Below are 25,603 nucleotides of genomic sequence, written 5' to 3' on the forward strand. Positions count from 1 at the left end.
AGCGCCGTTCGTCGGCAAACGTAGACGTATGTCTTTTCGTGAGACTCCTGTCGCATTAGTATCACCACCGTCCCACGACGAGAGCCCGCCCATGCCCCTCACCCCCGCCCAGATGAACCGCCGGATGGACGAGCACTTCGGCTACGAAGCGCGCGACGATGTCGCAGGCGTGCTGGCCACCCTCGCCCAGGACGCCGAACACGACATCGTCGGCTTCCCCACCGGTCCCACGTTCGGTCGCGACAACGCGCGCGGCTTCTACGAATCGCTGTTCGCCGACCTCTCGCATGGACAAGTGCGCTCGCTGCGACGCATGCACGGCGACAATTTCCTCGTAGACGAGTCGCTGTGGCGCGGCCGCGCGCCGGGCCGTCCGTTCGGCCTCGAAGGCCGCGATCGCCCGCTCGAGTTCCGCCTGCTGCACGTCATGGAGTTCAGCGAGGGCGGCGACATCCAGCGCGAACAGGTGTGGCTGGACCTCGCCTCCATCCTCCAGCAATTGCCGCAGGGCGACTGACATGCCGGACGGACGCCCCAACCAGCGCCAACGCACGCGCAAGGATCTGCTCGCCGCCGCCGCGAAGCTCATGCAGCAGGGCCGCACGCCCACGCTCGACGAAGTCGCCGAAGCGGCGATGGTCTCGCGCGCGACCGCCTATCGCTATTTCCCCGGCGTGGAAGCCCTGCTGGCGGAAGCCTCGGTCGACGTCGAAGTGCCGGAGGCCGATGCGATCCTGAAGGGCGCGAACGCGGACCCGGTCGCGCGCCTGGAACGCATCGACGATGCGCTCTCGTCGGTGATCGGCACGAACGAACATGCGCTGCGCACCATGCTCGTGCATTCATTGCAACGCCAGGCCGCCGGCGACGAGAGCGTCCCGAAGCGCCAGAACCGGCGAACGCCGTTGATCGAAGCTGCGCTCGAACCCGCGCGCGCCGAGTTCAAGCCGGCTGATTACAAGCTGCTCGCGAAATCGCTCGCGCTCGTGATCGGCACCGAAGCGATGCTCGTCTTCAAGGATGTGCTGCGTGTCGACGATGCGGAGGCGCGCAAGGTGAAGCGGTTCATGATTCGTGCGCTGGTGCAAGCCGCGCGAAAGTAGAAGCAGGGGCAAAAAAGGGGGCAGCAAAAAAGGGGGTCAGAGCACCATTTCGGAGCGAAATGGTGCTCTGACCCCCTTTTTTGCTCACCGCGCGACGGGCCGCCCGAACAAATAGCCCTGCCCGTTCACGCACCCAAGCCCAATCAACGCATCGCGCTGCGCCTCGGTCTCGATGCCCTCGGCAATCGTGTCGATATTCAACGTCCCCGCCAACGCCAGGATCGCGCGAATCACCGCAAGCGATTCCGGCTGCGCCGTCGACAACCCCGCGATGAAGCTCCGATCGATCTTCAAACACTCGATCGGGAAGTGATGCAAATATGACAGCGCCGAGAACCCCGTACCGAAGTCGTCGAGCAACGCGAGCACACCATGGCGACGCAGATCGCTCAACGTGCGCAACGCACGCGGCGCATCATCGAACAGCGCCACCTCCGTGATCTCGATGCGCAACCGCCCAGGATCGACGTTCGACATCTCCAGCAACCCGAGCAGGCGCTCGGCGAAATCCGGCGAACGGAAATGCCGCGGCGACACGTTGACCGACACGTATCCGTCGGCCGGGAACTTCGCCATGTCCGCGATCACGCGCGCGTACAGCAGCCAGTCGACCTGTTCGATCAGGCCGCTGTCCTCGCCCACGCCGATGAATTCGCCCGGCGCGAGGATGCCGCGCTTTTCGTGGCGCCAGCGCAGCAGCGCTTCCTGGCCGAGCACGGCGCCGTCGGCGATGCGCACGATCGGCTGGTAGTGCGGTTCGAACGCGTCGGCGTTGATCGCGCGGCGCAGGTCGGCTTCGAGGTCGAGGATGCGCGTGGCTTCGTCGCGCATCGCTTCGTCGAACACGGCGCTGCGGTCGCGGCCGGCGCCCTTGGCGCGGTACATCGCGGCGTCGGCGTCGCGCAGCATGTCTTCGCCGTTGCGATAGCGCGGCAGCCACAGGGCGATGCCGATGCTCGCGGTCGGGAACAGTTCGCGACCTGCGATCCACACCGGCGCGCCGAGCGCACCGAGGACGCGGCCGGCGAGTTCTTCCGCCATTTCCTGCCCGTCGATCTGCTCGACGAGGATCGCGAATTCGTCGCCGCCCAGGCGCGCGACCGTGTCGCCGCCGCGCACCGCTGCGACGATGCGGCGGCCGGCTTCGATCAGCAATTCGTCGCCGACCGCGTGACCGACCGAGTCGTTGACGAGCTTGAAGCGATCGAGATCGAGGAACAGCACCGCGAACGTGCGCCCTTCATCGGCGCCGCTGCGCGCACGCTGGATCGCGTGACCGAGGCGTTCGAGCAGTTGCACGCGATTCGGCAGGCCGGTGAGGACGTCGTGCTGCGCCTGGTGCGTGAGGCGCCGTTCGGCGTGCATACGCTCGCCGATCTGCGCCATCAGCTCGGCGTTCGCCGCGGCGAGTTCGCGCGTGCGTTCTTCGACGCGGCGTTCGAGTTCGGCGTGCGCGGCCTTCAGGCTTTCGGTGGCCTGCTTGCGCTGCAGGCCGCTGCCGATGTGGTGCGCGACGAACGTCAGCAGTTCCTGGTCGCGCTGGGTGAACGCGACGGCCGGCGAATAACTCTGTACCGCGATCACGCCGACGACGGCGTCGTCGCGGAACAGCGGCACGCCGAGCCAGTTGTAGGACAGCGTGCCCATCGTCTTCGCCTTGCCCTCGCGTTCCAGCGCTTCGATCGCCTGGCGATCGGCGAGGCACGGACGGCCGGTGCGGATGACGTATTCGGTCATGCCCATGCCGAACTTGCGGCGCGGGCGGTGCGGGTCGCGTTCGTCGATGGTGTACGGGAATTCGAGTTCGTCGCCGTCGCCTGCGAGCAACGCGATGTAGAAGTTGCGCGCGTACAGCAGTTCGCCGACCACGTCGTGCACTTCGGCGTAGAAGCGCTCGAGCGTTTCGGAAGTGATCGACAACTCGGCGATGCGGAACAGCGCGCGTTGCAGGCGTTCGGCGCGCTGGCGCTCGACGATCTCCGCCTGCAGCACGCGGTTGGCTTCCTGCAGCGCGTGCGTGCGTTCTTCGACGCGGCGTTCGAGTTCGCTGCGCGCCTGGCGGCGATCGAGCGCGGTGAGGATGTGTTGCGCGACATACGACAGCAGCGCGCGGTCTTCGTCGCTGTAGCTCGCGCGATGTTCGTAGCTCTGCACCACGATCGCGCCGCACACCGTGCCTTCGCGCCGCATCGGCACGCCGAGCCAGTCTTCCGAATCGGGGCCGTGGGTCGGATCGTGCGGGATCTGCAGGCGCGCGCGCAGCGCGGCCGAGGGACCGAGCAGCGGTTCGCCGTGGCGCAGCAGCGCCATCGTCAGGCTCGTCGGGACTTCGGCGACGCCGATCTCGTGCGAGGGGTCGGCGATGTAGGGATCGTGGCGGTCGGCGAAATACAGGAAGCGCAGCGTCTGCCGCATCTCGTCGTACAGCACGATGAAGCAGTTCTCGGCGTACATCAGCCCGCCGACCACCGCGTGGATGCGGCGCAGCATCTCGTGCAGTTCGAGCTGCGATCCTGCGAGGTCGGCGATCTCGTACAGCGCCTGCTGCAGGCGTTCGCTCTTCTCGAGCGTCGCGATGCGCGAGCGCGATTGCCAGGCTTCGAGCGATGCCGCGACCGCGCGCCGCGCCATCGCCTGCCACGCATCGCGCAACGGCGTCACCACGCCCGACGCGCTCTGCGCGGCCAGCACGATTTCGCAACCCTGCTCGGTGGTCCAGTGATCGAGGATCTCGGCGTCGCGGGCGCGACCCTTGGTGCCGAGCATCGCGAGCGCGCGCGCGACCAGTGCCGCCGGTGCCGCGTCGTCCGCCGAATAGGCGTCGCCGCCGGAATCCCGCCAGCACACCACGACGCGGGCGTCGGCCGGCAACACTTCGCGGACCGAGCGCGCGAGCGCCGGTCCTGCGGATTGCGCCGCGGACCCCGTCATTCCAGCCAACTCCGGGCTGCGCACGTTTACGTCGTCCCCCCAGACATGGACCCGAGCATACAGCCTTCACGCCGTTGGTAGCGCCCCTCCGGAGGGAGGCCTGATGCGGGTCTCATGAACCGATGAACGGAAAAGGCGGGCGAATCCGGAACCCCATCGGCCACCGTCGAACGTTGGTCACCGGGTGAGCGCATCCACGACGACCTTCGCCATCGCATCCACCGGCCGCTTCCCCGCCCCCGCGCCAGCCCGTACGCTGCGCGCCATGGACGATGGGGCCCCGACCAGCGACGAGCAGCTGATGCTGGACTGGGTGGCCGGCGACGGCGCCGCGTTCGAGCAGTTGTACGGCCGCCATCGCACCCGTCTCTACCGGTACCTGCTGCGGCAGGTACGCGATGGCGCATTGGCCGACGAGTTGTTCCAGGACGTCTGGCAGAAGGTGATCATCGCGCGCACCAGCTGGGTGCCCGAGGCCGCCTTCGCCACGTGGCTCTATCGCATCGCGCACAATCGGCTGGGCGATCATTGGCGCGCGTCGAAGTACCGCCCGCCCGCGCCGGAAGACGCCGACGAGCGCGCCGCGCGCATCCCCGACCCCGACACGCCGGAGCGGCGATTGTCGGAGTTCGAACAACGCCGGCGGCTGCAGCTCGCACTCGATGCGCTGCCGCCGGAACAACGCGAGGTGGTGGTGCTGCGCCTCGAACAGGAACTGACCCTGGAAGAGATCGGCGCGATCACCGGCGCCGGTCGGGAGACGGTGAAATCGCGCCTGCGCTACGCGATGGACAAGCTTCGCGCGGGACTGGGATCGGACGACGCATGAGCACGCACGACGACAACGCGAGCGACACCGGCCTGACGCCGGAAGAGCGCGCGCTCGCGCGGCGCCTGTCGAAGATCGGGCCGCAGGGCGAGCCATCGGCTGCGCTGGATTCGCACATCCTCGCGGCGGCGCATGCGGCCGTGCGCCCGACCGTGGCGCCGCGTCGCAAGGTGTCGAAGTGGCCGGCGACGCTCGGCTTCGCGGCATCGCTCGCGATCGCATGCGGCATCGCGTGGCAGTTGCACCCCGTGCCGGAAGCGCCGCGGGAAGCGACGCAGGTGCTGGAGCACGACGAAGGCGTCGAGTATCGCGCGCCGCCGCCGATGCGCGCGCGCCCCGTGGCGCCCCGCGCGCTCAACATGCCCACGCCGCCGCCGGCCGAAGAAGCCGCCGCGCCGCGCCAGCGTGCGCGCATCCGTTCGGCGACGCCGGCCGATGCGCAGCGCAAGCCGCAGGCCTTCGCGATCGAAGGGCCGGTCGTGCTCGACGAAGCGGTGCATCCCGCGCCGCCTGCCGCGATGGCCGCGCCTGCCGCGCCGCCCCCGCCCTCCCCGCCGATGCAGGCGATGGAACGCGCCGACGCCGCCGCGCAGTCCGCGCGCCAGCGCGCCGAGCCCGAGTTCGCCGAAGCCGACGAAGAAGTCGTGCCGCCCGCGACCACCGAAAGTCCCGCGGTGCGCGACGCCTGGCTGCAACGCATCCGCGAACTCGTGCGCGACGGCCATGCCGACGCCGCACGCGAAAGCCTCAAGGCCTTCCGCGATCGCTACCCGGGCCACGCGATCCCCGACGATCTGCGCGCGCTCGAGGAATGAGCGACACCCTCGCCGGCCCCGCCTCGCATGCGATCGAGGTGAAGCACAGCCGTTTCCTCGCGCAGGCAACGCCCGTCGAATCGCCGGCCGACGCCCTTGCCTTCCTCGAAGAGCTCGCTCGCACGCCTGCGACGCACCACTGCTGGGCGTATCGCATCGGCGCCGAATACCGCTCGAGCGACGACGGCGAACCCGCGGGCACGGCAGGCCGCCCGATCCTCGCGGCGATCGACGGCCAGGGCTTCGATCGCGTCATGGTCGTGGTCACGCGCTGGTACGGCGGCGTGAACCTCGGCGCGGGCGGGCTCGTGCGCGCCTACGGCGGCGCCGCGGCCGAATGCCTGCGCACCGCGCCGCGCCTGCCGCTGATCGCCATGCGCGAGTTCGACATCCGCGCGCCGTTCGAAGACACCGGCGCCGTGCACGCGGCCCTCGCGGCGCACGGTGCGCAGCGGCTCGAAGACGCCTTCGACGCGGGCGGCCTGCGCGTGCGGGTGCGCCTGCCGGCCGATCGCGTCGACGCATTGGCCACGCATTTGCGCGACGCGACCCGCAACCGCGCCCGCATCGGGGACAATGGCTGATGGCTTCCCCCTCGACCGATATCGAAAAGACCGCGCAGGCCAAGGGCAAGTTGATCAGCCTGCGCGGCCTGTGGCCCTTCGTCCGCCGGCAGCGCGTGTTGTTCGTCGCGTGGTTGCTGGCGCTGTGCGCATCGTCGGCCGCGACGCTCGCGTTGCCCGTCGCCGTGCGCGGCATGATCGACCAGGGCTTCCGCAGCGCGACCAACATCGACGCGACGTTCGCGATGCTGTTCGGCGTGACCGCGGCGCTCGCGCTGGCGACGGCGGCGCGCTTCTACTTCGTCTCGCTGCTCGGCGAACGCGTCGTCGCCGACCTGCGCGAACGCCTGTATTCGCACCTGCTCGGCCTGGATCCCGCGTTCTTCGAGACCACGCGCAGCGGCGAACTCGTCTCGCGCCTGTCGGCCGACACCGAATTGTTGCGCAGCCTCGTGGGGTCGAGCATCTCGGTCGCCCTGCGCAGCTTCGTGATGGTGCTCGGCAGCATCGGCATGATGTTCGTGACCAGCCCGCGGCTGGCGACCTACACGATGATCGGCATCCCGTTGTTCGTCGCGCCGATCGTGATCGGCAGCCGGCGCCTGCAGAAGATGTCGCGGCAGAGCCAGGACCGCGTCGCCGACGCGAATGCGCTGGCGAGCGAAGTGCTCGGCAACATCCGCACCGTGCAGTCGCACGCGCGCGAACCCTACGAACGCGGGCGCTTCGTCGACGCGGTAGCGCGCGCCGTCGCCACCGCGCGCCGCCGCATCGGCATGCAGGCGATCGTCACCGCGGTCGCGATCACCGCGTTCTTCGGCGCGATGATCATCGTGCTGTGGTCCGGCGCGCACGATGTCGTGGCCGGCGACATGAGCGCGGGCACGCTCGGGCAGTTCGTGCTGTACGCGATGCTCGGCGGCGGTTCGGTCGGTGCGCTCGCGGAAGTCTGGAACGAAGTGCAGCGCGCGGCCGGCGGCATGGGGCGCATCAACGACCTGCTGATGCAACGCGCCGAACTGGTGGCGCCCGCGAATCCGACGCCGCTGCCGTCTCCAGTGCGCGGCGCCATCGATTTCGACGACGTGGTGTTCCACTACCCCTCGCGCGCCGATGCGCCCGCGCTGGAAGGTTTCTCGCTGCACGTGCGGCCCGGCGAAACCGTGGCGCTCGTCGGCCCGTCGGGCGCGGGCAAGAGCACGGTGTTCGCGCTGCTGCTGCGCTTCCACGATCCGCAGCAGGGCACGATCCGCATCGAAGGCGTCGACCTGCGCCAGCTCGATCCGTCGTCGCTGCGCGAATCGATCGCGCTCGTGCCGCAGGCGCCGACCATCTTCGCCGCCAGCGCCGGCGACAACATCCGCTACGGGCGCCTGGAAGCGAGCGACGCCGATGTCGAACAGGCCGCGCGTTCCGCCGAAGCGCACGAGTTCGTCACGTTGTTGCCGCAGGGTTACGCGAGCGAACTCGGCGAACGCGGCGCGCGCCTGTCCGGCGGGCAGCAGCAACGCATCGCCATCGCGCGCGCATTGTTGAAGGACGCGCCCGTGCTGCTGCTCGACGAAGCGACCTCCGCGCTCGACGCGCAGAGCGAACGCGCCGTGCAGCACGCGCTCGAAAACCTGATGCAAGGCCGCACGACGCTCGTCATCGCGCACCGCCTGGCGACCGTGTTGAAGGCCGACCGCATCGTCGTGATGGATCGCGGGCGCATCGTCGCGGAAGGCACGCATGCGGAACTGCTCGCGCAGGGCGGGCTGTATGCGGATCTCGCGAAACTCCAATTCCTCGATTGACCTTCTCGATGCAACCCGCTTCTATCCAGTACGCAGTCGACTTCATCCTCGAACTCGATCGCCTCAAGGGCGTCACCCGCAAGTCGAAGCCCGTCGGCCTCGACCGCTACGAGAACTCCGCCGAGCACAGCTGGCAGATCGCGCTGTTCGCGGGCGCGATGGCGGAGTTCGCCGACCCCGGCGTCGACGTGCATCGCGTGATGCAGATGCTGCTCGTGCACGACATCGGCGAGATCGACACCGGCGACACCATCGTCTACGACGACACGGGCCTGGCCGAACGCAAGGCCGCCGAGCGCGTGGCCGTCGAACGCATCTTCGGCATGCTGCCCAACGCACACGGCGCACGCTTCCTCGGCCTGTGGGAAGAATTCGAAACGGCCGAAACCCCCGAAGCGCGTTTCGCCCACGCCGCCGACCGCGCGATGCCCGTACTGCTGAACCTCGCCAACGGCGGCGGCAGCTGGGTCGAGAACGGCATCGCGTACGAACGCGTCATCGGCAAGGTCGGCCCGCCGATCGCCGCCGGCTGCCCGGCATTGTGGGAATGGCTAGCGCCGCAACTCGAAGACGCGCGTGCTCGAGGCTTCTTCGGCGCCTGAAAGCAAAACAGGGGCAAAAACAGGGGCAAAAACAGGGGTCAGAGCACTATTTCCCGCGGAAATGGTGCTCTGACCCCTGTTTTTGCCCCTGTTTTTGCCCCGTTCCTCACTTGCCGACGCGCCCCCGTCGGCGCAGATTCGGACACCCGCGCGGAGCACGTGCAATGCGCCTGTCTCCCCTCGCCCTCCTGGTCGTCGCGTGCGTGGGCCCCGCGCTCGCGCAGAACCCTTCCTTCTCCGACTCCGTCGCGATCTTCGAAGCCGCGGGCTACAAGCCGCAGGGCGCGCGCTGGGTCCGTTGCGAAGAAGATCCGCCGACCGCGGCCTACTCGCCCGGCAGCATCGAGTTGCAGGACTTGAACGGCGATGGCACTCGCGAAGCCTGGGTGCGCGAGAGCAGTTCGTTCTGCTACGGCGCCGCGGGTGAGCACGTCACGCTGTTGCGGCGCGACGGCGACAAGTGGGTGGTGTTGATCGAAAGCGCAGGCGTCGCGTTGCCGCATGCGACGAAGCACGACGGATGGCCCGACATCGAAGTCGGCGGGCCGACGGAGTCCGCGATGTATCGGTGGAACGGGACGGCGTACGGGCGCTAGGACGCGGAGTTACCGTTTCAATCGACAACCCGATTCACCTGGCTGCTTCGGTTGGAACCACAGCACGTCGCTGACGCGTTCGCCATCGAGCGCGACGTAGTCGTGCTTCCAACCCACGAGTCCATCGACATCCGAGTAGTAGAACTCGAATCCGCCGTTCTCCTGCACGGAGCGGATGACAGCGACCGGCACATCGCGCTCGCCGACTTTCACCGTGCGTTGCGAGGCCCGCTCGTATCGGGTGCCATCATCCGACCAGTCCTCCGTCGCGACTTCAGGAATCGCCAGGCGCATGTACGGGGACGTAAAACAGACGGGCCATCCGCCGCGCCGGCAGTCGACCATGCGATAGCCGTCCGACGTGACCACCAGCATGTCTTCATTGAGCAGCAACGCCGCGCCCATGCCCGATTCGCTCGCGTCCACGGTGTCGAACAGGAAGCCGCATGCCGAAGCCGGTTGCCCGGCAACACCCGCGCACAGCAGCAGAAGCATCATCGCCGCGAACTGTTTCGGCACCGTGCGAGCCCGCTGGAAATAGTGCTCTGACCCCTGTTTTTGCTTCACGGCAGCGCTCTCGCGAGGATGGCTTCGAAGGTCGCGTCGTTCGGGCGCAACGTGCCGAACGCGAGGCCATGCGCGCCCGCCAGTCGACTCTCGACGAACATCGGCGCGATCGCCGCATCGGCCTGCAGCAGCACCGACGCTTGCAACGCAAGCGCCATGCGTTCGACGAGCGTGCGCGCACTCGCCTCGTTGGGCGCGCGGAGCCATTCGCGCAGGCGGGTGATCTCGACGTCGAGCGCGGGGTGCAGTCCGGTCCAGAGTGCGTCGAAGAAGGCTTCCGCGGTTTCCGGCTCCTTGTGCAGCGCGCGCAACACGTCGAGGCACTGGATGTTCCCGCTGCCTTCCCAGATCGAATTGAGCGGCGCCTGGCGATACAGGCGCGGCAGGATCGATTCTTCGACGTAGCCCGCGCCGCCGAGGCATTCCTGCGCTTCGTTGACGAAGGCCGGGGCGCGTTTGCAGATCCAGTATTTGCCGATCGCGGTACCGATGCGCGCGAGGGCGGCTTCGCGCGGGTCGCGTTCGGCGGCGTCGACGGCGCGGGCGACGCGCATCGACAGCGCGAGCGCGGCTTCGCTCTCGATGGCGAGATCGGCGAGTACGTTGCGCATCAGCGGTTGGTCGATGAGCAACTTGCCGAACGCGCTGCGATGCCGCGCGTGGTGCAGCGCGTGCGCGAGCGCCATGCGCATCTCCGCTGCCGAGCCGAGCATGCAGTCCAGGCGCGTGAGCATCACCATGTCGAGGATGGTCGCGACGCCGCGGCCTTCTTCGCCGACGCGCGTGGCGCGCGCGCCCTGGAATTCGACTTCGGAAGACGCGTTCGACCAGTCGCCGAGCTTGTCCTTCAAACGCATCAGCGTGAACGCGTTCTTCGATCCGTCCGCGAGGCGTCGCGGCAACAGGAAGCACGTGAGTCCACCCGGCGCTTGCGCCAGCACGAGGAAGCCATCGGACATCGGCGCGGAGAAGAACCACTTGTGCCCGGTCAGCACGTAGTCGTCGCCCTCCAGCGGCACCGCGCGCGTGGTGTTCGCGCGCACGTCGGATCCGCCCTGCTTCTCGGTCATGCCCATGCCGATGGTGACGCCGGGCTTGTCGGCGATCGGGAGTTCGCTCGGGTCGTAGTGCGGTGCCGCGGCTTTGTCGGCCCATTCGGCGAGCGCGGGTTGCCGGCGCAGCGCGGGGATCGCCGCGTGCGTCATCGTCAATGGGCAACTCGTGCCGGGTTCGACCTGGTGGTGCAGGTAGCTCAGCGCCGCGCGCGCGACGTGCGCGCCGGGCGCGGGCTGCTCCTGCCACGACAGGCCGGCGACGCCGTGTTCGATCGCGGCCTGCATGAGCAGGTGGTAGTTGGGGTGGAACTCGACCCGATCGATGCGCGCGCCGAAGCGGTCGTGCGTGCGCAGGCGCGGGCGGTCGCGGTGGGCGTCGAACGAGAGCGCGTACAGCACGTCGCCGGCGAGCGCCCCGTACACCGCGACGCGTTCGGCGAAGGCACCCGCGCCTTCGCGCGCGAGGGCTTCGCGCAACGCGGCATCGTCGGCCCACAGGTCGCGCGGGGCGAACTCGGGCGGTTGGTTGGCAGGGGCGTCGGCCATCGCACGCAGCCTACCCCGACCCGCAATAAAAAAGCCCCGCTATTCGCGGGGCTTTCGAGGACGCGTTGGCGCCGCGTCGCTCAGGCGACGGGAACCACGCCTGCGGCTTGCGCGCCCTTCGGACCCTGGACGACGTCATAGCTGACGCGCTGGCCTTCCTGGAGGCTGCGGAAACCCTTGGAGTTGATCGCCGAGTAATGCACGAACACATCGGCGCTGCCGTCTTCCGGGGCGATGAACCCGAAACCCTTCGCGTCGTTGAACCACTTCACGGTGCCGTACTGCATAACCTGTCTGACCTCGTCTGGATGCGGTGACGTGCACAGGCGCGGGGGCATCCTTGCGCACGCGCCGAGTATGCATGAGCGTGAACGGTTGGCAACAGAGGTGAAGCGGACCTCACCCGGCCAAAATCGAACGCAACAGCGGGGGGATGCCGGTGGAAGCGGTTTCAACGTTCGCGAGCACCTCGGCCATCGTGATCTCGGCTTCGTCGCCGCAGCCCGCGGCCCAGTTCGCGACGATGCCGAGGCACGCGTATTGCAGGCCCAATTCGCGCGCGAGGCCCGCTTCGGGCATGCCGGTCATGCCGACCAGGTCGCAGCCGTCGCGGCGCATGCGGGCGATCTCGGCTTTCGTTTCCAGGCGCGGGCCCTGGGTCGCGCCGTAACAGCCGCCGTCGACGAGTGCGACGCCGCTTCGCTGCGCTGCAGCGAGGATCTGCGCGCGCAACGCAGGAGCGTATGGATCGCCGAAGTCGACGTGCAGCACGTCGGTGCCGGGCTCTTCGCTCAGCGTCGAGATGCGACCCCACGTGTAATCGATGAGCTGGTCCGGGCAGGCGAGCACGGTCGGGCCGAAGCGCTCGGTGATGCCGCCGACCGTATTGAGCGCGAGCACGCGCGTGGCGCCGATCATCTGCAACGCGACGAGGTTGGCGCGGTAGTTGATCTTGTGCGGCGGCACGCCGTGTTCTTCGCCGTGGCGCGCGAGGAAGGCCACGCGGTGGCCATCGATGCGGCCCACGCGCAAGGGACCCGACGGGAACCCGTAACGCGTTTCCGGCAGGTGGCTTTCGACGTCCGTCAGTTCGGCGATGCGATACACGCCGGTGCCGCCGATCACTGCGAGCGCAAGGTCCGCGTGGTGCATGCTCATTCCTCGTCGAGGGCGTAGATCGCCGGCAGGTTGCGGCCCTGTTCGTAGTAGTCGAGCCCGTAGCCGTAGACGTAGCGATCGGGCACGACGAGGCCGGAGTAGTCGGCCACGAGGCCAGGCACGCAGCGGTCGTGCGCCTTCACCGCGAGCGCGGCGATGCGCACGTCCTGCGCACCCTGCCCGCGCACCCATTCGCGCACGGCCATGAGCGTGTGGCCTTCGTCGACGATGTCGTCGACCAGCAGCACGCGACGGCCGCGCAACGGCGTCGCCGGACGATGCTTCCAGGTCACTTCGCCGCCCGAGGTCGCGCCGCGATAGCGCGAGGCGTGCAGGTAATCGAATTCGAGGTCGAGCCCGCGCGCGCCGAGTTCGAGCGCGAGCGCGCCGGCGAACGGCAGTCCGCCGTTCATCACCGTCAGGTACACCGGCACGCTGCCCGCGAAGTCGTTGCGGATGCGCACGGACATCGCGCTGATCGCGGTCTCGATCGCGCGGCGGTCGTGGACGATCGACGACCGCTTCAACGCATCGGCGAGCGTCGGCCGGCTCATGCGATGTCGCCGCCGAAGCGCGCGTGAAGGTCCTGGTAGCGCGTGTCGGCGAGCAGGCCTTCCCACGCGAGCGGACCACGACCGATCAGGCCGGCGAGCGCCATCGTGTTGAGCTTGCGGCCTTCGACCGCGGCGAGCGAATCGGCGACGAGGTCCGGCGCGCACACCAGCACGACGTCGCACCCGGCATCCAGATGCGCATCGATGCGCGCCTTGACGCCGCCGGCGGAGAACGCCGCCGCCATGCCGATGTCGTCGGAGAACACGACGCCCTTGAAGCCCATTTCGGCGCGCAGGATGTCCTCGATCCACACCTTCGAATAGCCGGCGGGTTCGGGCGCGACCTGCGGATACACCACGTGCGCCATCATCACCGCGTCGGCGCCGGCGTCGATGCCGGCGACGAAGGGCATGAGGTCGAGCGCGCGGATCTCGTCGAGCGTGCGCTTGTCGATCGCGTCGTCGTAATGCGTGTCTTCGAGCACCGAGCCGTGGCCGGGGAAGTGCTTGAGCGTCGCCGCCATCTCGGCCGCGTGCATGCCCTCGACATACGCGCGGGTGAACTCGGCGACGATCTGCGGCTCGGCGGAGAACGCGCGATCGCCGATCGCGCGATTGCCGCGCCCGAGGTCGACCACCGGCGCGAAGCTCAGGTCCACGCCGCTGGCGCGCACTTCGCTCGCCATCAGCCACGCGTGTTCCTTGGCGAGCGCGATCGCGCCGTCGGGGTCGCGGCCGTACAACTTGCCGAACTGGTCGAGCGACGGCAGCGCGCTGTAACCGTCGCGGAAGCGCTGCACGCGGCCGCCTTCCTGGTCGACGCACACCAGCTGCGGGCGCGGCGCCGCTTCGCGGATCGCCTGCGACAACTCGGCGACCTGCACGCGCGAGGCGAAGTTGCGGGTGAACAGGATCACGCCGGCGCACGCGTCGTGCTGGAGCCAGTCGCGCTCCCGGGCGGTGAGTTCGGTGCCGGCGATGCCGATCACGAGCATGCGATGGATTCCTTGCGAGAGGGGTCGATCATAGCGGTCAGCGCGGTTCGAACATCGCGATGCTCTCCACGTGCGCGGTGTGCGGGAACATGTCCATCACGCCCGCCGCGCGCAGCTTCCAGCCGCGCTCGTTCACGAGGTAACCGGCGTCGCGCGCCAGCGAACCGGGGTGGCAACTCACGTAGACGATGCGCTTCAGGCCGTCGAGGGGAAGTTGTTTCAGCACGACGTCGGCGCCGGAGCGCGGCGGGTCGAGCAACAGCCGGTCGAAGCCCGCGCGCATCCACGCGTGCGAGGCGAGGTCCTGGGCCAGATCGGCGGCGTGGAAGTCGACGTTGCCGAGCTTGTTGTGCTCGGCATTCTCGCGCGCGCGGCGGATCAGGCCCGCGTCGCCTTCGACGCCCACCACTTCGCCCGCGGTGCGCGCGAGCGGCAGCGTGAAGTTGCCGAGGCCGCAGAACAGGTCGAGCACGCGATCGCCCGACTGCACGTCGAGCAAATCGAGCGCATTGGCGATCATGCGTTGATTCAAGCCCGCGTTGACCTGGATGAAGTCGAGCGGACGGAACAGCAGTTCCAGGTCCCACGCCGGCAGCGTGAAGGCGAGCTTCGCCGAGTGACCGAGCGCATGCACCGTGTCGATGCCGCCGGGCTGCAGGAAGATCGCGAAATCATGTTCGTTGCCGAAGGCTTCGAGCGCGGCGAGATCGCGCGGCGACAGCGGTTGCAGGTGGCGGAACACGAGGGCGATGGTGTCGTCGCCCGCGATGAACTCGATCTGCGGGATGTCGCGGCGACCGTCCATCCCGTCGACCAGCGCCGACAACGCGGCGACCTTGAAGCCGATCTCCGGGATCGTGGTGTGGCATTCGCGCAGGTCGGCGACGAAGCGCGGATCCTGTTCGCGGAAACCGACCAGCGTCTTGTCCTTCTTCTCCACGCGGCGCACGGAAAAGCGGCCCTTGCGGCGATAGCCCCACGCCGCATCGACGAGCGGCGGCAACACCGACTCCGGCGTCACGTGACCGATACGTTCGAGGTTCTCCAGCAGCACACGCTGCTTGGCGTGGATCTGCTTCGCTTCGTCCAGGTGCTGCAGCGCGCAACCGCCGCAGGTGCCGAAGTGCGGGCAGCGCGCGGGCACGCGATCCGGGGACGCGACGAGCACGTCGAGCGTTCTTGCTTCGTCGAAGCTGCGATGGCGCGCGGTCTGCTGCGCGACGACGGTTTCGCCCGGCAAGGCGCCTGCGACGAACACGGCCTTGCCGTGGCCTTCCGACTTCGGATCGGGCCGGCGGGCGACGCCGCGGCCGTCATGGGTGAGGTCGGTGATCTGGACTTCGAAGGGGGTTTGGTCGAGGCGGGCCAAGCGGGACTTCGGTGTAGGCGTGGGGGCGGTGATTGTCCCATCCCTTGGTCGTAAAGCGGGGAAACGGGAAACGAGAAGCGGGAAACGGGAGATCAGCGCCCACTTCGGCCGATGGCGTATCGGCCGAAGCGAAGTCTTCCCTCCCGTTTCCCGCTTCTCGTTTCCCGTTTCCCGCTTCCCGCTGTTACGCCTTACTTCTGCTTCCAAGCCCCCGAAGCATCCTGATACCACCAGCCGCCGCGGGCGCTGTCGACCCACTGCTTGGCGAACACGGTGCGGATGTTCTTTTCCCAATCGGGGTGGCCGTTGGCGACCGCGATTTCCTTGTAGACGGCCGCGCGATCGCGGTTGTCGTCGGCGACGGCCTTCTGCATGCCGACGCGGTCCTTCAGTTCGAGCGAACCCGGATCGCGCAGCACGACGAGGCCGTCCTTGCTGAAGCCGAGCGCGCCCATGTCGAAGCCCTTGCGCAAGGTCGCGTCGAAGCGCGACGCCATGCGCGCCTGGATCGCCTGGATCGCGGGCGTCTTGATGGTGATGTCGGGCTGCGCCTGCGCATGCGCGGTGCCGATGCCGACGAGGCTCAGCGGGTCGATGCGGCGCAGGAGGCTGGCCATGCCGCCGCCGTTGGGCTTGTTGTCGGCTTCCGGCTTCGATTCTTCCGGCTTGGCTTCCGGCTTCACGCCGTTGGGCAGTTCGTCGCCGATCACCTTCTCGACGAATTCCTTCGCCGCTTCCTTCGCCTCGGCGGCGGGGAAGTAGACGTTGATCGTGACGCACGCGCTGAGCAGCACCATGGAGGCGAAGCCGGCGGCGGTGGGCGCGAGTTTGCGGCGGCGTGCGTGGCGGGTGGAAAACATCGGGAACTCCCCTTGCGGTGGTTGGGTGTCAGCGGACTTCGGGTGTCACTTCCCCGCCGGCGACCGCGGACAGGCGGTCCACCAGCGTAGGCCAATCGACGTTGTCGTGGATGCCGACGACGCTCAGGCGCGGGATGCCCGCCCCTTCCACGATAGTAAAAGTGTCGCCGGCTGAATGCAGGCCCCGCATCGTGCAGACTTCGTTCGCGAGGCGACAGCCGATGCCGATGCGGCGATAGCCGAAATCGTCGAACAGGCCGATCAGCTGCGACTGCAGGCTGGAGACGAAGGACGCGTCGCCCACGCTCGAGATGCTCTGCACCGCGCGCTGGCTGATGCGGCGCGGCCCCCTGGCGGCCGTGTCGGTGTGAAGGTCGGCGTCGAAGGCGGTCACGCTCCAGTCGACAAGGCGGAGTTGGTCGATGCGTCCGTCCAGGCGCCCGGTGATGCTGCCGAAGTCGAACACTTCGGTGAGCGCCAGCAGGTCGAGGTCTTCCAGGCGCAGGTCGGCAGCAACGGTGGGCGCAACGCCGAACGGGCGTTCCATCGACAGCGACGACACGTCCACGCGTCCGTCGAACACCGCGAGCGACAGGCCGCCTTCGAAGTCGAGCCGTTCCTTCGCGTAGTGCGCGCGCGGCAGGCGGCCGGTGAGCTTGCCGCGGAACGCGGGCGCGCCGAAGGTCGTCGCGATCTTGCCGACATCCAGGCCTTCGACTTCCAGCGCGAACACTGCATCGGCGCCCTGCCCGTCCGCCGGCGGGCGCAACGTCATGTTCTCGAAGCGCAGCGTGCCGTCGAGGAACGACACGGGCACCGCTTCGACCAGCGAGATCGCGCCGCCTTCGCTGCGCATCGGCAAGCGCGCCGCGCCGAACGCGAGTCCGTACAACGCACCGTCGCGCCACGACAGCGCGCTGTCGACGGGGGCGGTGCGCGAGAAACGCAGTTCGCCGTCGAGGCCGTGGAAGGTGAAGCGCTTCGCGGTCGGATCGTAGATGTCGACGGCGTGCGGGACGACGCTGAAGGATTGCAGCGCGTCGTTTTCGAAGTGGAGGTGGCCTTCCAGTGCGCCCGACACTTCGAGGTCGCCAAGCCCCGCGTTGCCGAGCGGGCCGGAAAGATAGCGGTCGCGCACCGGCGCGAGGTCTTCGCTGCGCAGCTTCACGTCGAGCAGGCGCATCGTCGCGTCTTCGGCGAACGCGGCGCGGCCGCGCACGTCGAGCACGTTGCCGTCGGTCCATGCGATCGAAGGGAGCGACCAGCCGATGCCATCGCGTTGTTCGCCGGTGATCGCGAGGTGGATCGGCGATGTCGGTAACGCGACGTAGGCACTGCCCGCGAGCACTTCACCGCCGCGCAGCGTGCCGTCGAGCGTGAGCAACGACGGTCGCGGTGCATCGAACAGGCGATAGTCGAAGTCGAACGTCCCCGCGAGGTTGTCGGCGGCGACGCTCGCATCCAGCGTTTCGAGCTTCACGCCAGCGGCCTGCAAGCGGCCGGCGATGCGCAGCGGGCCCCGGGTCGGCGCTTCGACGTTCATGCGACCGTCGACGGTGCCGCCCTGCAGGCGCGCGTCGGCCCAGCTCTTCGACAGCAGGCCCTGCGCCCACGCGATCGGTACGCGCGTGAGATCGATGCGCGTGAGGTCGGGCGTCGCGGTGTCGCGTTGCACGGCGAGCGTGCCGCGGCCTTGCGACAGGGTCGCCTTCGTCGCGGCTTCGTCGAACGCGATGGCGAGGCGGAACGATTGCCTTCCCGCGCGCAGCACGCCGTCGCATTGCCAGCCGTGCGCGTCGACGCGCGACAGCGGACAGGTCCACGCGAGATTGCGTGCATCGAGCGCGAGATCGGGCGCCTGCACGCGGCCGGCGTGGAGGACGAGCGTGCCTTGCGCGGCGTTCGCCGGCCAGTCGAGTTGGACGTGGACGTCGTCGAGCGTCGCGATGGGCAGGCGGATCTTCGCGATGTCCGCTTCGAGCGTGCGCGCGTGCGCGATGCCGGCGAAGGCCAGCAAGGCGAAGAGGGCGAACCGGCGCGCGTGGAGGGGCATCGGGCGGAGGATGCGGTCAGCAGCGGGAAAAGGGAAACGGGGAGCGGGAAACGGGAAACGAGAAGCGGGAAACGGGAGTTGAACGTTCGTCGATGCCGGCTTTCGATACGCCGAAGATCGACCTTCGGCTATTCGACAACGAGGACCGACGTCCTTTCCCTCCCGCTCCTCGTTTCCCGTTTCCCGTTTCCCGTTTCCCGTTTCCCCGTTTCCGGCGCTGCGCCCCCTCACCGCGACCCCAACCGCCCCAACTCCACCAACATGTCCCACGACTTCAACCCCTTCGGCCCCAGGTGATGCGCGAGCACGACCCGCATCGCACGCCGCAGGCTCGCAAGGTCTTCCGCATCGGGCTGCACATCGGCGGCGAGCGCGAGCAGCGCCCTTCCGGTCGCGGCCGTGTCGCGATCGCCCTGGCCGCGATCGAGGCGCACGCGGCGCGCGCCCTGTTCGGGATCGAGGCGATAGCGCGCGGCCGGATCGATCGGCACGTCGTCCGCATCGACGTCGAGCGCGAGGCCGAACCCCAGCGCATCGAGCAGGTCACGCTCGAAGCGGCGCAGCGTCCACGCGATCGGCGCGTCGCTGCCGAGGCCCGCGCGCATCTCGCCGTAGGCGTCGTACAACTCGGGCAGCGGATCGCCGCGCGGAGCGAGGCGCAGGACGAGTTCGTTGACGTAGAACGCGGCGAGCGTCGCATCGCCCTGCAACAACGGCGCGGCGTCGAGCGCTTCGGCGTTGCGCAATTGCGCGAGCTCGCCGCGCAGCACCGCGTCGAGGCGGATGTGCTGCATCGGTTGCAGCGCGGCGCGCAGCACGTGGCGTTTCGGGCCCTGCACGCCGCGTGCGATCAGGCCGAGTCGGCCTTGTTGTTCGCCGAGCACTTCGACCAGCAGGCTGGTTTCGCGCCACGGACGCGTATGCAGGACGTACGCGGCTTCGCCGGCGATGCGCACGCGTCAGTCGTGGTATCCGAGCGTGCGCAGCGCGGCTTCGTCGTCCGACCAGCCTTCGCGCACGCGCACCCAGGTCTCCAGGAACACCTTGCCGTCGAACAGGTGCTCCATCTGCTCGCGCGCGCGCTTGCCGATCTCGCGCAGGCGTTCGCCGCCCTTGCCGATCACGATCGCCTTCTGCCCGTCGCGCTCGACCCAGATGACGGCGTTGATGCGCCACATCTTGCCGTCGAGTTCGAACTTCTCGATTTCCACCGTCGTCGCGTACGGCAGTTCCGCGCCGAGCAGGCGCATCAACTGTTCGCGCACGAGTTCGCCGGCGAGGAAGCGCTGGCTCTTGTCGGTGATTTCGTCTTCGCCGTAGAGCGGCGGTTGTTCGGGCATCAGCTTGAGCAGGTCGTCGACGAGCGGCTCCAGGCCCTTCTTCTTCAACGCGGAGATCGGATGCACGGCGGCGAAGTCGCGGTCTTTCGCGATCTCCGCGAGGAACGGCAGCAGCGCGGTCTTGTCCTTGACGCGGTCGACCTGGTTGACCGCGAGCACGACCGGCACGCCGGCCTGCTTCAACGCGTCGTAGGCGAGCGTGTCTTCGTCGTCCCAGCGGGGCGCTTCGATCACGAGCAACGCGGCGTCGACGCCTTCGAGCGCGCCGCGCGCGGCACGATTCATCCAGCGGTTCATCGCGCGCTTCTGTTCGCGATGCAGGCCGGGCGTGTCGACGAGCATCAGCTGGCCGTGCGGGAAGGTCGCGATGCCGAGCAGCCGATGGCGCGTCGTTTGCGGCCGGTTGGAGGTGATGCTGATCTTGAAGCCGACGAGGGCGTTGACGAGGGTCGACTTGCCCACGTTCGGGCGGCCGATGACGGCGACGTGGCCGGCGCGGTGGGGGGAGTTGGTCATGGCGGGAATTCTAGACCCCGATCAGCTCCAGCACGCAGTCCGCGGCGAGTTGTTCTGCCGCGCGGCGCGAAGTGGCTTCGCCCTCGCATTCGAACGGGGGATCGGTGGTCGTGCAGGCGACGCGGAAACGCTTGGCGTGTTCGTCGCCGCTTTCGCCGATGAGCTTGTAGACGGGCAGCGGCTTGCCGCGCGCCTGCAGCCATTCCTGCAGGCGGGTCTTCGCGTCCTTGCCGATCTTGTTGGGCGGCGGCAGCGCGGCGATGGCGGTGTCGAACCACGGCAGCACGGCGGCGCGGCAGGCTTCGTAACCCGAGTCGAGGTGGATCGCGCCAACGATCGCTTCGACCGCGTCGGCCAGGATCGAATCGCGCCGGTGTCCGCCCGATTTCATTTCGCCGGGACCGAGCACGAGATGCGCGCCGAGATCCATGTGCCGCGCGATCGCGGCGAGCGCGGACTCGCGCACGAGTTCGGCGCGGGCGCGGGTGAGCGTGCCTTCGTCGGCCTTCGGCCACATCTGGTAGAGGGCTTCGGCGACGATCAGATTGACGAGCGCGTCGCCCAGGAACTCCAGGCGCTCGTTGTGCAGCGGCGCGGCGCTGCGGTGCGTGAGCGCCTGCGCCAGCAGGCCCGGATCGACGAAGTCGTATCCGGGCAGGCGGAAGGCGTCAGTCTGCCGGACCACCGTGGGTCAGGTCCTTCTCGGCGACGAAGTTACCGACGACGTCGAGGTTGGAGATCATCGGGCGGCGCACTTCGTACGACACCGTCATGTGCCAGCCACCGTCGGCGCGCTCGATCTTGACGTTCTCCGGCTTCACGTTGTCCGAGTAGTTCACGTAAAGGCGGCGGAAGAACAGGCTCTTGATGCGGTCTGGCGTCGCGTTGTTGATGCCCGGCTCGAGTGCGAGGCCGTCCATCGACTTCTTGACCGAAAAGAACTCCAGGTACATCGGGACCACCTTCATCCCGACGTAGATGAACAAGCCCGCCACGCCGAGGATCAGGATGAATCCCAACAGCGTGATGCCGCTTTGATTGCGCTTCATGTTGCTCCCCTTCCCCATGTGTATGCAGCGCCCCTTACGGAATGCTCGAGCCGATCCTCGAGAAATCCACGCCGCCCGCTTCGCTGTCCCAGTTCAGCCAGATCAGGAATGCCTTTCCGCGGAGGTTTTCCTCCGGCAGGAAGTGCACGGCCCAGAAACGACTGTCCTCGCTATTATCACGATTGTCGCCCATGACGAAATAGTGTCCGGGCGGCACCGTCCATTCCCCTTCCCCTTGAATCGAGAACGGGGAATCGCCGCGTTCGAGGACGGGGTGCGGCCGCCCCGGCAAGTCTTCCTGCAACAGGCCCGCGCCGGTCATGTCCGCGCCCTGCCCCTTGCCGACATAGTCGCCGATCGGCTGGTACTGCAGCGGGACGTCGTTCACGAACACGGTGTTGTCCCGGTAGGCGATCGTGTCGCCCGGCAGGCCGATCACGCGCTTGATCCAATCCTGGTCCGGGTGGTGCGGCGGACGGAAGACCACCACGTCGCCGCGCTTGGGCTGGCCGATCTCCAGGAACTTCCTGTTGTTGATCGGCAGGCGCAGGCCGTACGCGTACTTGTTGACCAGGATGAAGTCGCCGATCAGCAGCGACGGCATCATCGAGCTCGAAGGAATGCGGAACGGCTCGGCGACGAAGCTGCGAAGCCCCAGCACGATGGCGAGCACGGGGAAGAAGGCGCGCGAGTAATCGACGAGGATCGGTTCGCGTTCGTCCAGCAACCCGGCGCGCTCGCGGCGGGCCTTGGCGAAGAAGAGCTTGTCGACCAGCCAGATGATCCCGGTGAGCAGGGTCAGCACCACCAGGATCGTTTCGAACCACACCATGCCGGCTCCTTCGGGGCCCGCTCCGGGCCTTGGTTGGGCGAAGCTTACTTGTTATCGACCTGCAGGACGGCGAGGAAGGCTTCCTGCGGGATCTCGACGCGTCCCACCTGCTTCATCCGCTTCTTGCCCTCTTTCTGTTTCTCGAGGAGCTTCTTCTTGCGGGTGGCGTCGCCGCCGTAGCACTTGGCCAGCACGTTCTTGCGCAGCGCCTTGACCGTGCTGCGCGCGATGATCTGCGAGCCGACCGCGGCCTGGATCGCCACGTCGAACATCTGCCGCGGGATCAGCTCGCGCATCTTCTCGGTGAGGTCGCGGCCGCGACGATCGGCGTGCGCGCGGTGGGTGATGATCGAGAGCGCGTCGACCTTGTCGCCGTTGATCAGCGTGTCCACGCGCACGAACGGGCCGGCCTGGAAGCGCACGAAGTGGTAGTCGAGCGAGGCGTAGCCGCGCGACACGGACTTCAGGCGATCGAAGAAGTCGAGCACGACTTCCGCCATCGGCAGCTCGTAGCTGATCTGCACCTGCGAGCCCATGTAAGTGATGCCGATCTGCGACCCGCGCTTTTCCTCGCACAGGGTGATCACGTTGCCGACGTAGTCCGGCGGCGTGAGCACGTTCGCGCGGATGATCGGCTCGCGGATTTCCTCGATCGTGTTCACCGGCGGCAACTTGGCCGGGTTGTCGAGCGGCATCGTCGAGCCGTCGGTCTTGAGCACTTCGTAGATCACCGTCGGCGCGGTGGTGATCAGGTTGAGGTCGTATTCGCGCTCCAGGCGCTCCTGCACGATTTCCAGGTGCAGCATGCCGAGGAAGCCGCAGCGGAAGCCGAAGCCCATCGCCTCGGAGCTTTCGGGCTCGAAGCGCAGCGCGGCGTCGTTGAGTCGCAGCTTCTCCAGCGCTTCGCGCAGCGCCGGGTAGTCCTCGGCGTCGACCGGGAACAGGCCCGCGAACACGCGCGGCTGCATTTCCTGGAAGCCGGGCAGCGGCTTGGTCGCCGGATCCGACGCAAGCGTCAGCGTGTCGCCGACCGGCGCGCCATGCACGTCCTTGATCGACGCGGTGATCCAGCCCACCTCGCCGGCGCCGAGCTTCGCCAGCACCTTGCGCTTGGGCGTGAACACGCCGACCGAATCGACCAGGTGCGTGCGACCGGTCGACATCACGAGCATCTTCGTGCCGGGGACGAGTTCGCCCTGCATCACGCGCACGAGGCTGACGACGCCGAGGTAGTTGTCGAACCACGAGTCGATGATCAGCGCCTGCAGCTTGTCGGTGTCGCGCGGCTTCGGCGGCGGGATGCGCTGCACGATCGCTTCGAGCACGTCGGCGACGTTGAGGCCGGTCTTGGCGCTGATCGCGACCGCGTCCTCGGCGTCGATGCCGATGACGGCCTCGATCTCCTTCTTGACGCGATCGACGTCGGCGGTCGGCAGGTCGATCTTGTTGAGGACCGGCACGACTTCCAGGCCCTGCTCCACCGCGGTGTAGCAGTTGGCGACCGACTGCGCTTCCACGCCCTGCGCGGCGTCGACGACGAGCAGCGCGCCTTCGCACGCGGCCAGCGAACGCGAGACTTCGTAGCTGAAGTCCACGTGGCCCGGCGTGTCGATGAAGTTGAGCTGGTAGGTGACGCCGTCCTTCGCCTTGTAAGGCAGCGAGACGGACTGCGCCTTGATGGTGATGCCGCGCTCGCGCTCGATCGGGTTCGAGTCGAGCACCTGCGCCTCCATCTCGCGGGCTTCGAGCCCGCCGCAGAGCTGGATGATGCGGTCGGCCAGCGTCGACTTGCCGTGGTCGACGTGGGCGATGATGGAGAAGTTGCGGATGTGCTGCATCAGGAGGCGGGGGCCGTGAAAAAAGCGCGGCATTATCGCACAGCGCCTACCCCCGCCCCTTCTGCATCATTGGTCCTGTGCCGCGGCGCGCGGGGAAACCGCGATGTAGCGGCTGCTGCCGCCGCGCTGGACCAGCAGCATGGCGGTGTCGCCCGGCTTCAGTCCTGACAGTTCGCGGTCCAGCTGCGCCACCGAGCCGACCGAGTTGCGGCCGACCGCGAGGATGATGTCCCCCGGCTGCAGGCCGGCGCGGCGCGCGGCGAGGCCTTCGATGCGCGCGATCTCCACGCCCTCGTCGTCCTGCAGGCCCATGCGGCGGCGCTCGGTCGGGTCGACCGCTTCGCCGACGATGCCCAGCGGATTGCGGTAGGTCGGCGCCGGCGCGGCCGATGCCGGGATCGCGCGCGGTTCGGCCGCGGCGAGTTCGCCGAGGACGACGGTGACGTCGCGCGACTTGCCGTCGCGCATGATGGTCAGCGTGGTCTTCGCGCCCGGCGGCATCGCACCGACCAGCGGCGGAAGCGACGAGGCGTCCTCGATCGGCGTGCCGTTGAACGCGCGGATCACGTCGAGGCGCTGCACGCCGGCCTTCGCGGCGCCGCTGCCCGGCTGCACTTCGCGCACCAGCGCGCCGCGCGTGTCGGGCAGGCCGAGCGCCTTCGCCTGTTCGTTGTCGATGCCTTCCAGGCCGATGCCCAGCAGGCCGCGGCTCACCCGGCCCTTGCTCTTGAGCTGGTCGACCGCGTTCATCGCGACGTCGATCGGGATCGCGAAGCTCACGCCCATGTAGCCGCCGGAGTTGCTGAAGATCTGCGAGTTGATGCCGACGACCTGGCCGCGCGTGTCGAGCAGCGGACCGCCCGAGTTGCCGCGGTTGATCGCGACGTCGGTCTGGATGAACGGCACGTACTGCTGGTTCGCATACGGATTGGAACGACCGACCGCACTCACGATGCCCGCGGTGACCGAATGATCGAGGCCGAACGGCGAACCGATCGCGACCACCCACTGCCCCGGGCGCAGCGAACGCGAATCGCCGACGCGCAGCATCGGCAGGCCGTTCGCGGCGATCTTCAGCAGCGCGACGTCGGACTGCTCGTCGCTGCCGACGACCTTCGCCTTGAACTCGCGGCGATCCGACAGGCGCACGGTGACTTCGTCCGCGCCATCGACGACGTGGTGGTTGGTCAGCACGTAACCGTCGCCGGAAATGATGAACCCGGTGCCCATCGACACGCCGCGCTCGCGACCGCCGCCAGGCGGTTGCTGCGGCATCGGCAGGCCGGGACCGAAGAAGCGGCGGAAGAACTCCGGCATCTCCTCGTCTTCGTCCATCGCGGGGTTGGCGCGCTGCTGGTTGCCGCCCCCGATGTTCGCTTCGATGTTGACGACCGCGGGGCCGACCGAATCCACGAGATGGGTGAAGTCCGGAAGTCCGGTCACCATCTGCGGCGCGGGCGCGGCGATGGTGCCCTGCGCGGGCGCCTGCGGCGCGTTCTGTGCGAACAGGCTGGTCGTCGCGAACACCGCGGTCGTGGCGGCGGCGGTGGCCGCGACGAGCAGCGAGTTGCGAAGCGTGGTGTTGCCGAGAATGACGTTGCGATACGGAGTGCGCATCGGGACCGGGGCCTCGATT

General features: G+C 68.3%; 25 protein-coding genes. 8 read left to right on the forward strand and 17 right to left on the reverse strand.

The genetic code is table 11. The annotated features are described in order from the left end of the window. The first annotated feature begins 91 nt into the window (after window positions 1-91). Together LK996_RS02760 and LK996_RS02765 are read left to right on the forward strand one after the other, a co-directional pair. Entirely contained in the window at window positions 92-517 is a 426-nt protein-coding gene (locus LK996_RS02760) for a nuclear transport factor 2 family protein (protein WP_230525645.1), read from the forward strand. Window position 518: 1 nt separating this feature from the next. Next, on the forward strand, window positions 519-1,103 hold the full coding sequence (locus tag LK996_RS02765) for a TetR/AcrR family transcriptional regulator (RefSeq protein ID WP_230525646.1): 585 nt from the start codon (window positions 519-521) through the stop codon (window positions 1,101-1,103). 84 nt (window positions 1,104-1,187) lie between these two features. On the opposite strand, the gene LK996_RS02770 is transcribed toward LK996_RS02765, so the two are convergent. Beyond that, window positions 1,188-4,034, reverse strand: coding sequence for an EAL domain-containing protein (locus LK996_RS02770; RefSeq protein WP_230525647.1), 2,847 nt, complete (start codon window positions 4,032-4,034; stop codon window positions 1,188-1,190). Between the two features lie 265 nt (window positions 4,035-4,299). Here LK996_RS02770 and LK996_RS02775 point away from each other — a divergent pair, with 265 nt between their 5' ends. The 6 genes from LK996_RS02775 (at window position 4,300) to LK996_RS02800 (ending at window position 9,235) form a co-directional block, all read left to right on the forward strand. Further along, complete coding sequence (locus LK996_RS02775) at window positions 4,300-4,863, forward strand: RNA polymerase sigma factor (protein ID WP_230525648.1); 564 nt, start codon at window positions 4,300-4,302, stop codon at window positions 4,861-4,863. After that, complete coding sequence (locus LK996_RS02780) at window positions 4,860-5,678, forward strand: hypothetical protein (protein WP_230525649.1); 819 nt, start codon at window positions 4,860-4,862, stop codon at window positions 5,676-5,678. Before LK996_RS02775 ends, LK996_RS02780 begins: the two co-directional genes overlap by 4 nt. Beyond that, window positions 5,675-6,262, forward strand: coding sequence for an IMPACT family protein (locus LK996_RS02785; protein ID WP_230525650.1), 588 nt, complete (start codon window positions 5,675-5,677; stop codon window positions 6,260-6,262). The genes LK996_RS02780 and LK996_RS02785 overlap by 4 nt, the downstream gene beginning before the upstream one ends. Beyond that, on the forward strand, window positions 6,262-8,037 hold the full coding sequence (locus LK996_RS02790) for an ABC transporter transmembrane domain-containing protein (protein ID WP_230525651.1): 1,776 nt from the start codon (window positions 6,262-6,264) through the stop codon (window positions 8,035-8,037). The genes LK996_RS02785 and LK996_RS02790 overlap by 1 nt, the downstream gene beginning before the upstream one ends. Window positions 8,038-8,045: 8 nt before the next feature. Continuing rightward, entirely contained in the window at window positions 8,046-8,639 is a 594-nt protein-coding gene (locus LK996_RS02795; RefSeq protein ID WP_230525652.1) for an HD domain-containing protein, read from the forward strand. A gap of 164 nt (window positions 8,640-8,803) precedes the next feature. Continuing rightward, a complete protein-coding gene (locus LK996_RS02800) occupies window positions 8,804-9,235 on the forward strand; it encodes a hypothetical protein (protein WP_230525653.1) in 432 nt (143 codons plus the stop codon). Window positions 9,236-9,244: 9 nt separating this feature from the next. Here LK996_RS02800 and LK996_RS02805 read toward each other — a convergent pair whose 3' ends face one another. From LK996_RS02805 to LK996_RS02880, 16 genes are all read right to left on the reverse strand, one after another. Beyond that, on the reverse strand, window positions 9,245-9,754 hold the full coding sequence (locus tag LK996_RS02805; protein ID WP_230525654.1) for a hypothetical protein: 510 nt from the start codon (window positions 9,752-9,754) through the stop codon (window positions 9,245-9,247). 44 nt (window positions 9,755-9,798) lie between these two features. After that, window positions 9,799-11,403, reverse strand: a complete 1,605-nt coding sequence (locus LK996_RS02810) for an acyl-CoA dehydrogenase family protein (RefSeq protein WP_230525655.1) — start codon at window positions 11,401-11,403, stop codon at window positions 9,799-9,801. Window positions 11,404-11,483: 80 nt separating this feature from the next. Next, window positions 11,484-11,690: a cold-shock protein gene (locus LK996_RS02815; protein WP_036169005.1), complete on the reverse strand. Its 207-nt coding sequence runs from the start codon at window positions 11,688-11,690 to the stop codon at window positions 11,484-11,486. A 112-nt stretch (window positions 11,691-11,802) separates the two neighbouring features. Further along, the gene (locus LK996_RS02820; RefSeq protein ID WP_230525656.1) at window positions 11,803-12,555 is read right to left on the reverse strand and encodes an S-methyl-5'-thioinosine phosphorylase; all 753 of its coding nucleotides are present in this window, start codon (window positions 12,553-12,555) and stop codon (window positions 11,803-11,805) included. Between the two features lie 2 nt (window positions 12,556-12,557). Further along, window positions 12,558-13,115, reverse strand: coding sequence for a hypoxanthine-guanine phosphoribosyltransferase (locus tag LK996_RS02825; protein WP_230525657.1), 558 nt, complete (start codon window positions 13,113-13,115; stop codon window positions 12,558-12,560). Beyond that, window positions 13,112-14,110, reverse strand: coding sequence for a beta-N-acetylhexosaminidase (nagZ, locus tag LK996_RS02830; protein ID WP_230525658.1), 999 nt, complete (start codon window positions 14,108-14,110; stop codon window positions 13,112-13,114). Before nagZ ends, LK996_RS02825 begins: the two co-directional genes overlap by 4 nt. Window positions 14,111-14,147: 37 nt before the next feature. Beyond that, complete coding sequence (rlmD, locus tag LK996_RS02835; RefSeq protein WP_255656223.1) at window positions 14,148-15,479, reverse strand: 23S rRNA (uracil(1939)-C(5))-methyltransferase RlmD; 1,332 nt, start codon at window positions 15,477-15,479, stop codon at window positions 14,148-14,150. Window positions 15,480-15,670: 191 nt separating this feature from the next. Beyond that, window positions 15,671-16,339 carry a YdbL family probable chaperone protein gene (locus LK996_RS02840; RefSeq protein ID WP_230525659.1) on the reverse strand — a complete coding sequence of 223 codons (669 nt, stop codon included), beginning with the start codon at window positions 16,337-16,339 and terminating at the stop codon, window positions 15,671-15,673. A gap of 28 nt (window positions 16,340-16,367) precedes the next feature. After that, on the reverse strand, window positions 16,368-18,392 hold the full coding sequence (locus LK996_RS02845; protein ID WP_230525660.1) for a translocation/assembly module TamB domain-containing protein: 2,025 nt from the start codon (window positions 18,390-18,392) through the stop codon (window positions 16,368-16,370). Window positions 18,393-18,619: 227 nt separating this feature from the next. Beyond that, on the reverse strand, window positions 18,620-19,348 hold the full coding sequence (recO, locus tag LK996_RS02850) for a DNA repair protein RecO (RefSeq protein ID WP_230525661.1): 729 nt from the start codon (window positions 19,346-19,348) through the stop codon (window positions 18,620-18,622). A 3-nt stretch (window positions 19,349-19,351) separates the two neighbouring features. Then, window positions 19,352-20,248, reverse strand: a complete 897-nt coding sequence (gene era / locus LK996_RS02855) for a GTPase Era (protein WP_230525662.1) — start codon at window positions 20,246-20,248, stop codon at window positions 19,352-19,354. A 10-nt stretch (window positions 20,249-20,258) separates the two neighbouring features. Next, window positions 20,259-20,933 (reverse strand): ribonuclease III, encoded by a 675-nt coding sequence (gene rnc, locus LK996_RS02860; RefSeq protein ID WP_230525663.1) that lies wholly within the window; start codon window positions 20,931-20,933, stop codon window positions 20,259-20,261. Beyond that, window positions 20,917-21,297: a DUF4845 domain-containing protein gene (locus LK996_RS02865; RefSeq protein WP_230525664.1), complete on the reverse strand. Its 381-nt coding sequence runs from the start codon at window positions 21,295-21,297 to the stop codon at window positions 20,917-20,919. The genes rnc and LK996_RS02865 overlap by 17 nt, the downstream gene beginning before the upstream one ends. A gap of 34 nt (window positions 21,298-21,331) precedes the next feature. Further along, window positions 21,332-22,129, reverse strand: a complete 798-nt coding sequence (lepB, locus tag LK996_RS02870; RefSeq protein WP_230525665.1) for a signal peptidase I — start codon at window positions 22,127-22,129, stop codon at window positions 21,332-21,334. 44 nt (window positions 22,130-22,173) lie between these two features. Further along, on the reverse strand, window positions 22,174-23,967 hold the full coding sequence (gene lepA, locus LK996_RS02875) for a translation elongation factor 4 (protein WP_230525666.1): 1,794 nt from the start codon (window positions 23,965-23,967) through the stop codon (window positions 22,174-22,176). Window positions 23,968-24,033: 66 nt separating this feature from the next. Beyond that, on the reverse strand, window positions 24,034-25,584 hold the full coding sequence (locus LK996_RS02880) for a DegQ family serine endoprotease (protein WP_343225845.1): 1,551 nt from the start codon (window positions 25,582-25,584) through the stop codon (window positions 24,034-24,036). Window positions 25,585-25,603: the final 19 nt, after the last annotated feature.

Origin of the sequence: Noviluteimonas lactosilytica (assembly GCF_020866925.1) — a bacterium.
Classification (GTDB): Bacteria; Pseudomonadota; Gammaproteobacteria; order Xanthomonadales; family Xanthomonadaceae; genus Noviluteimonas; species Noviluteimonas lactosilytica.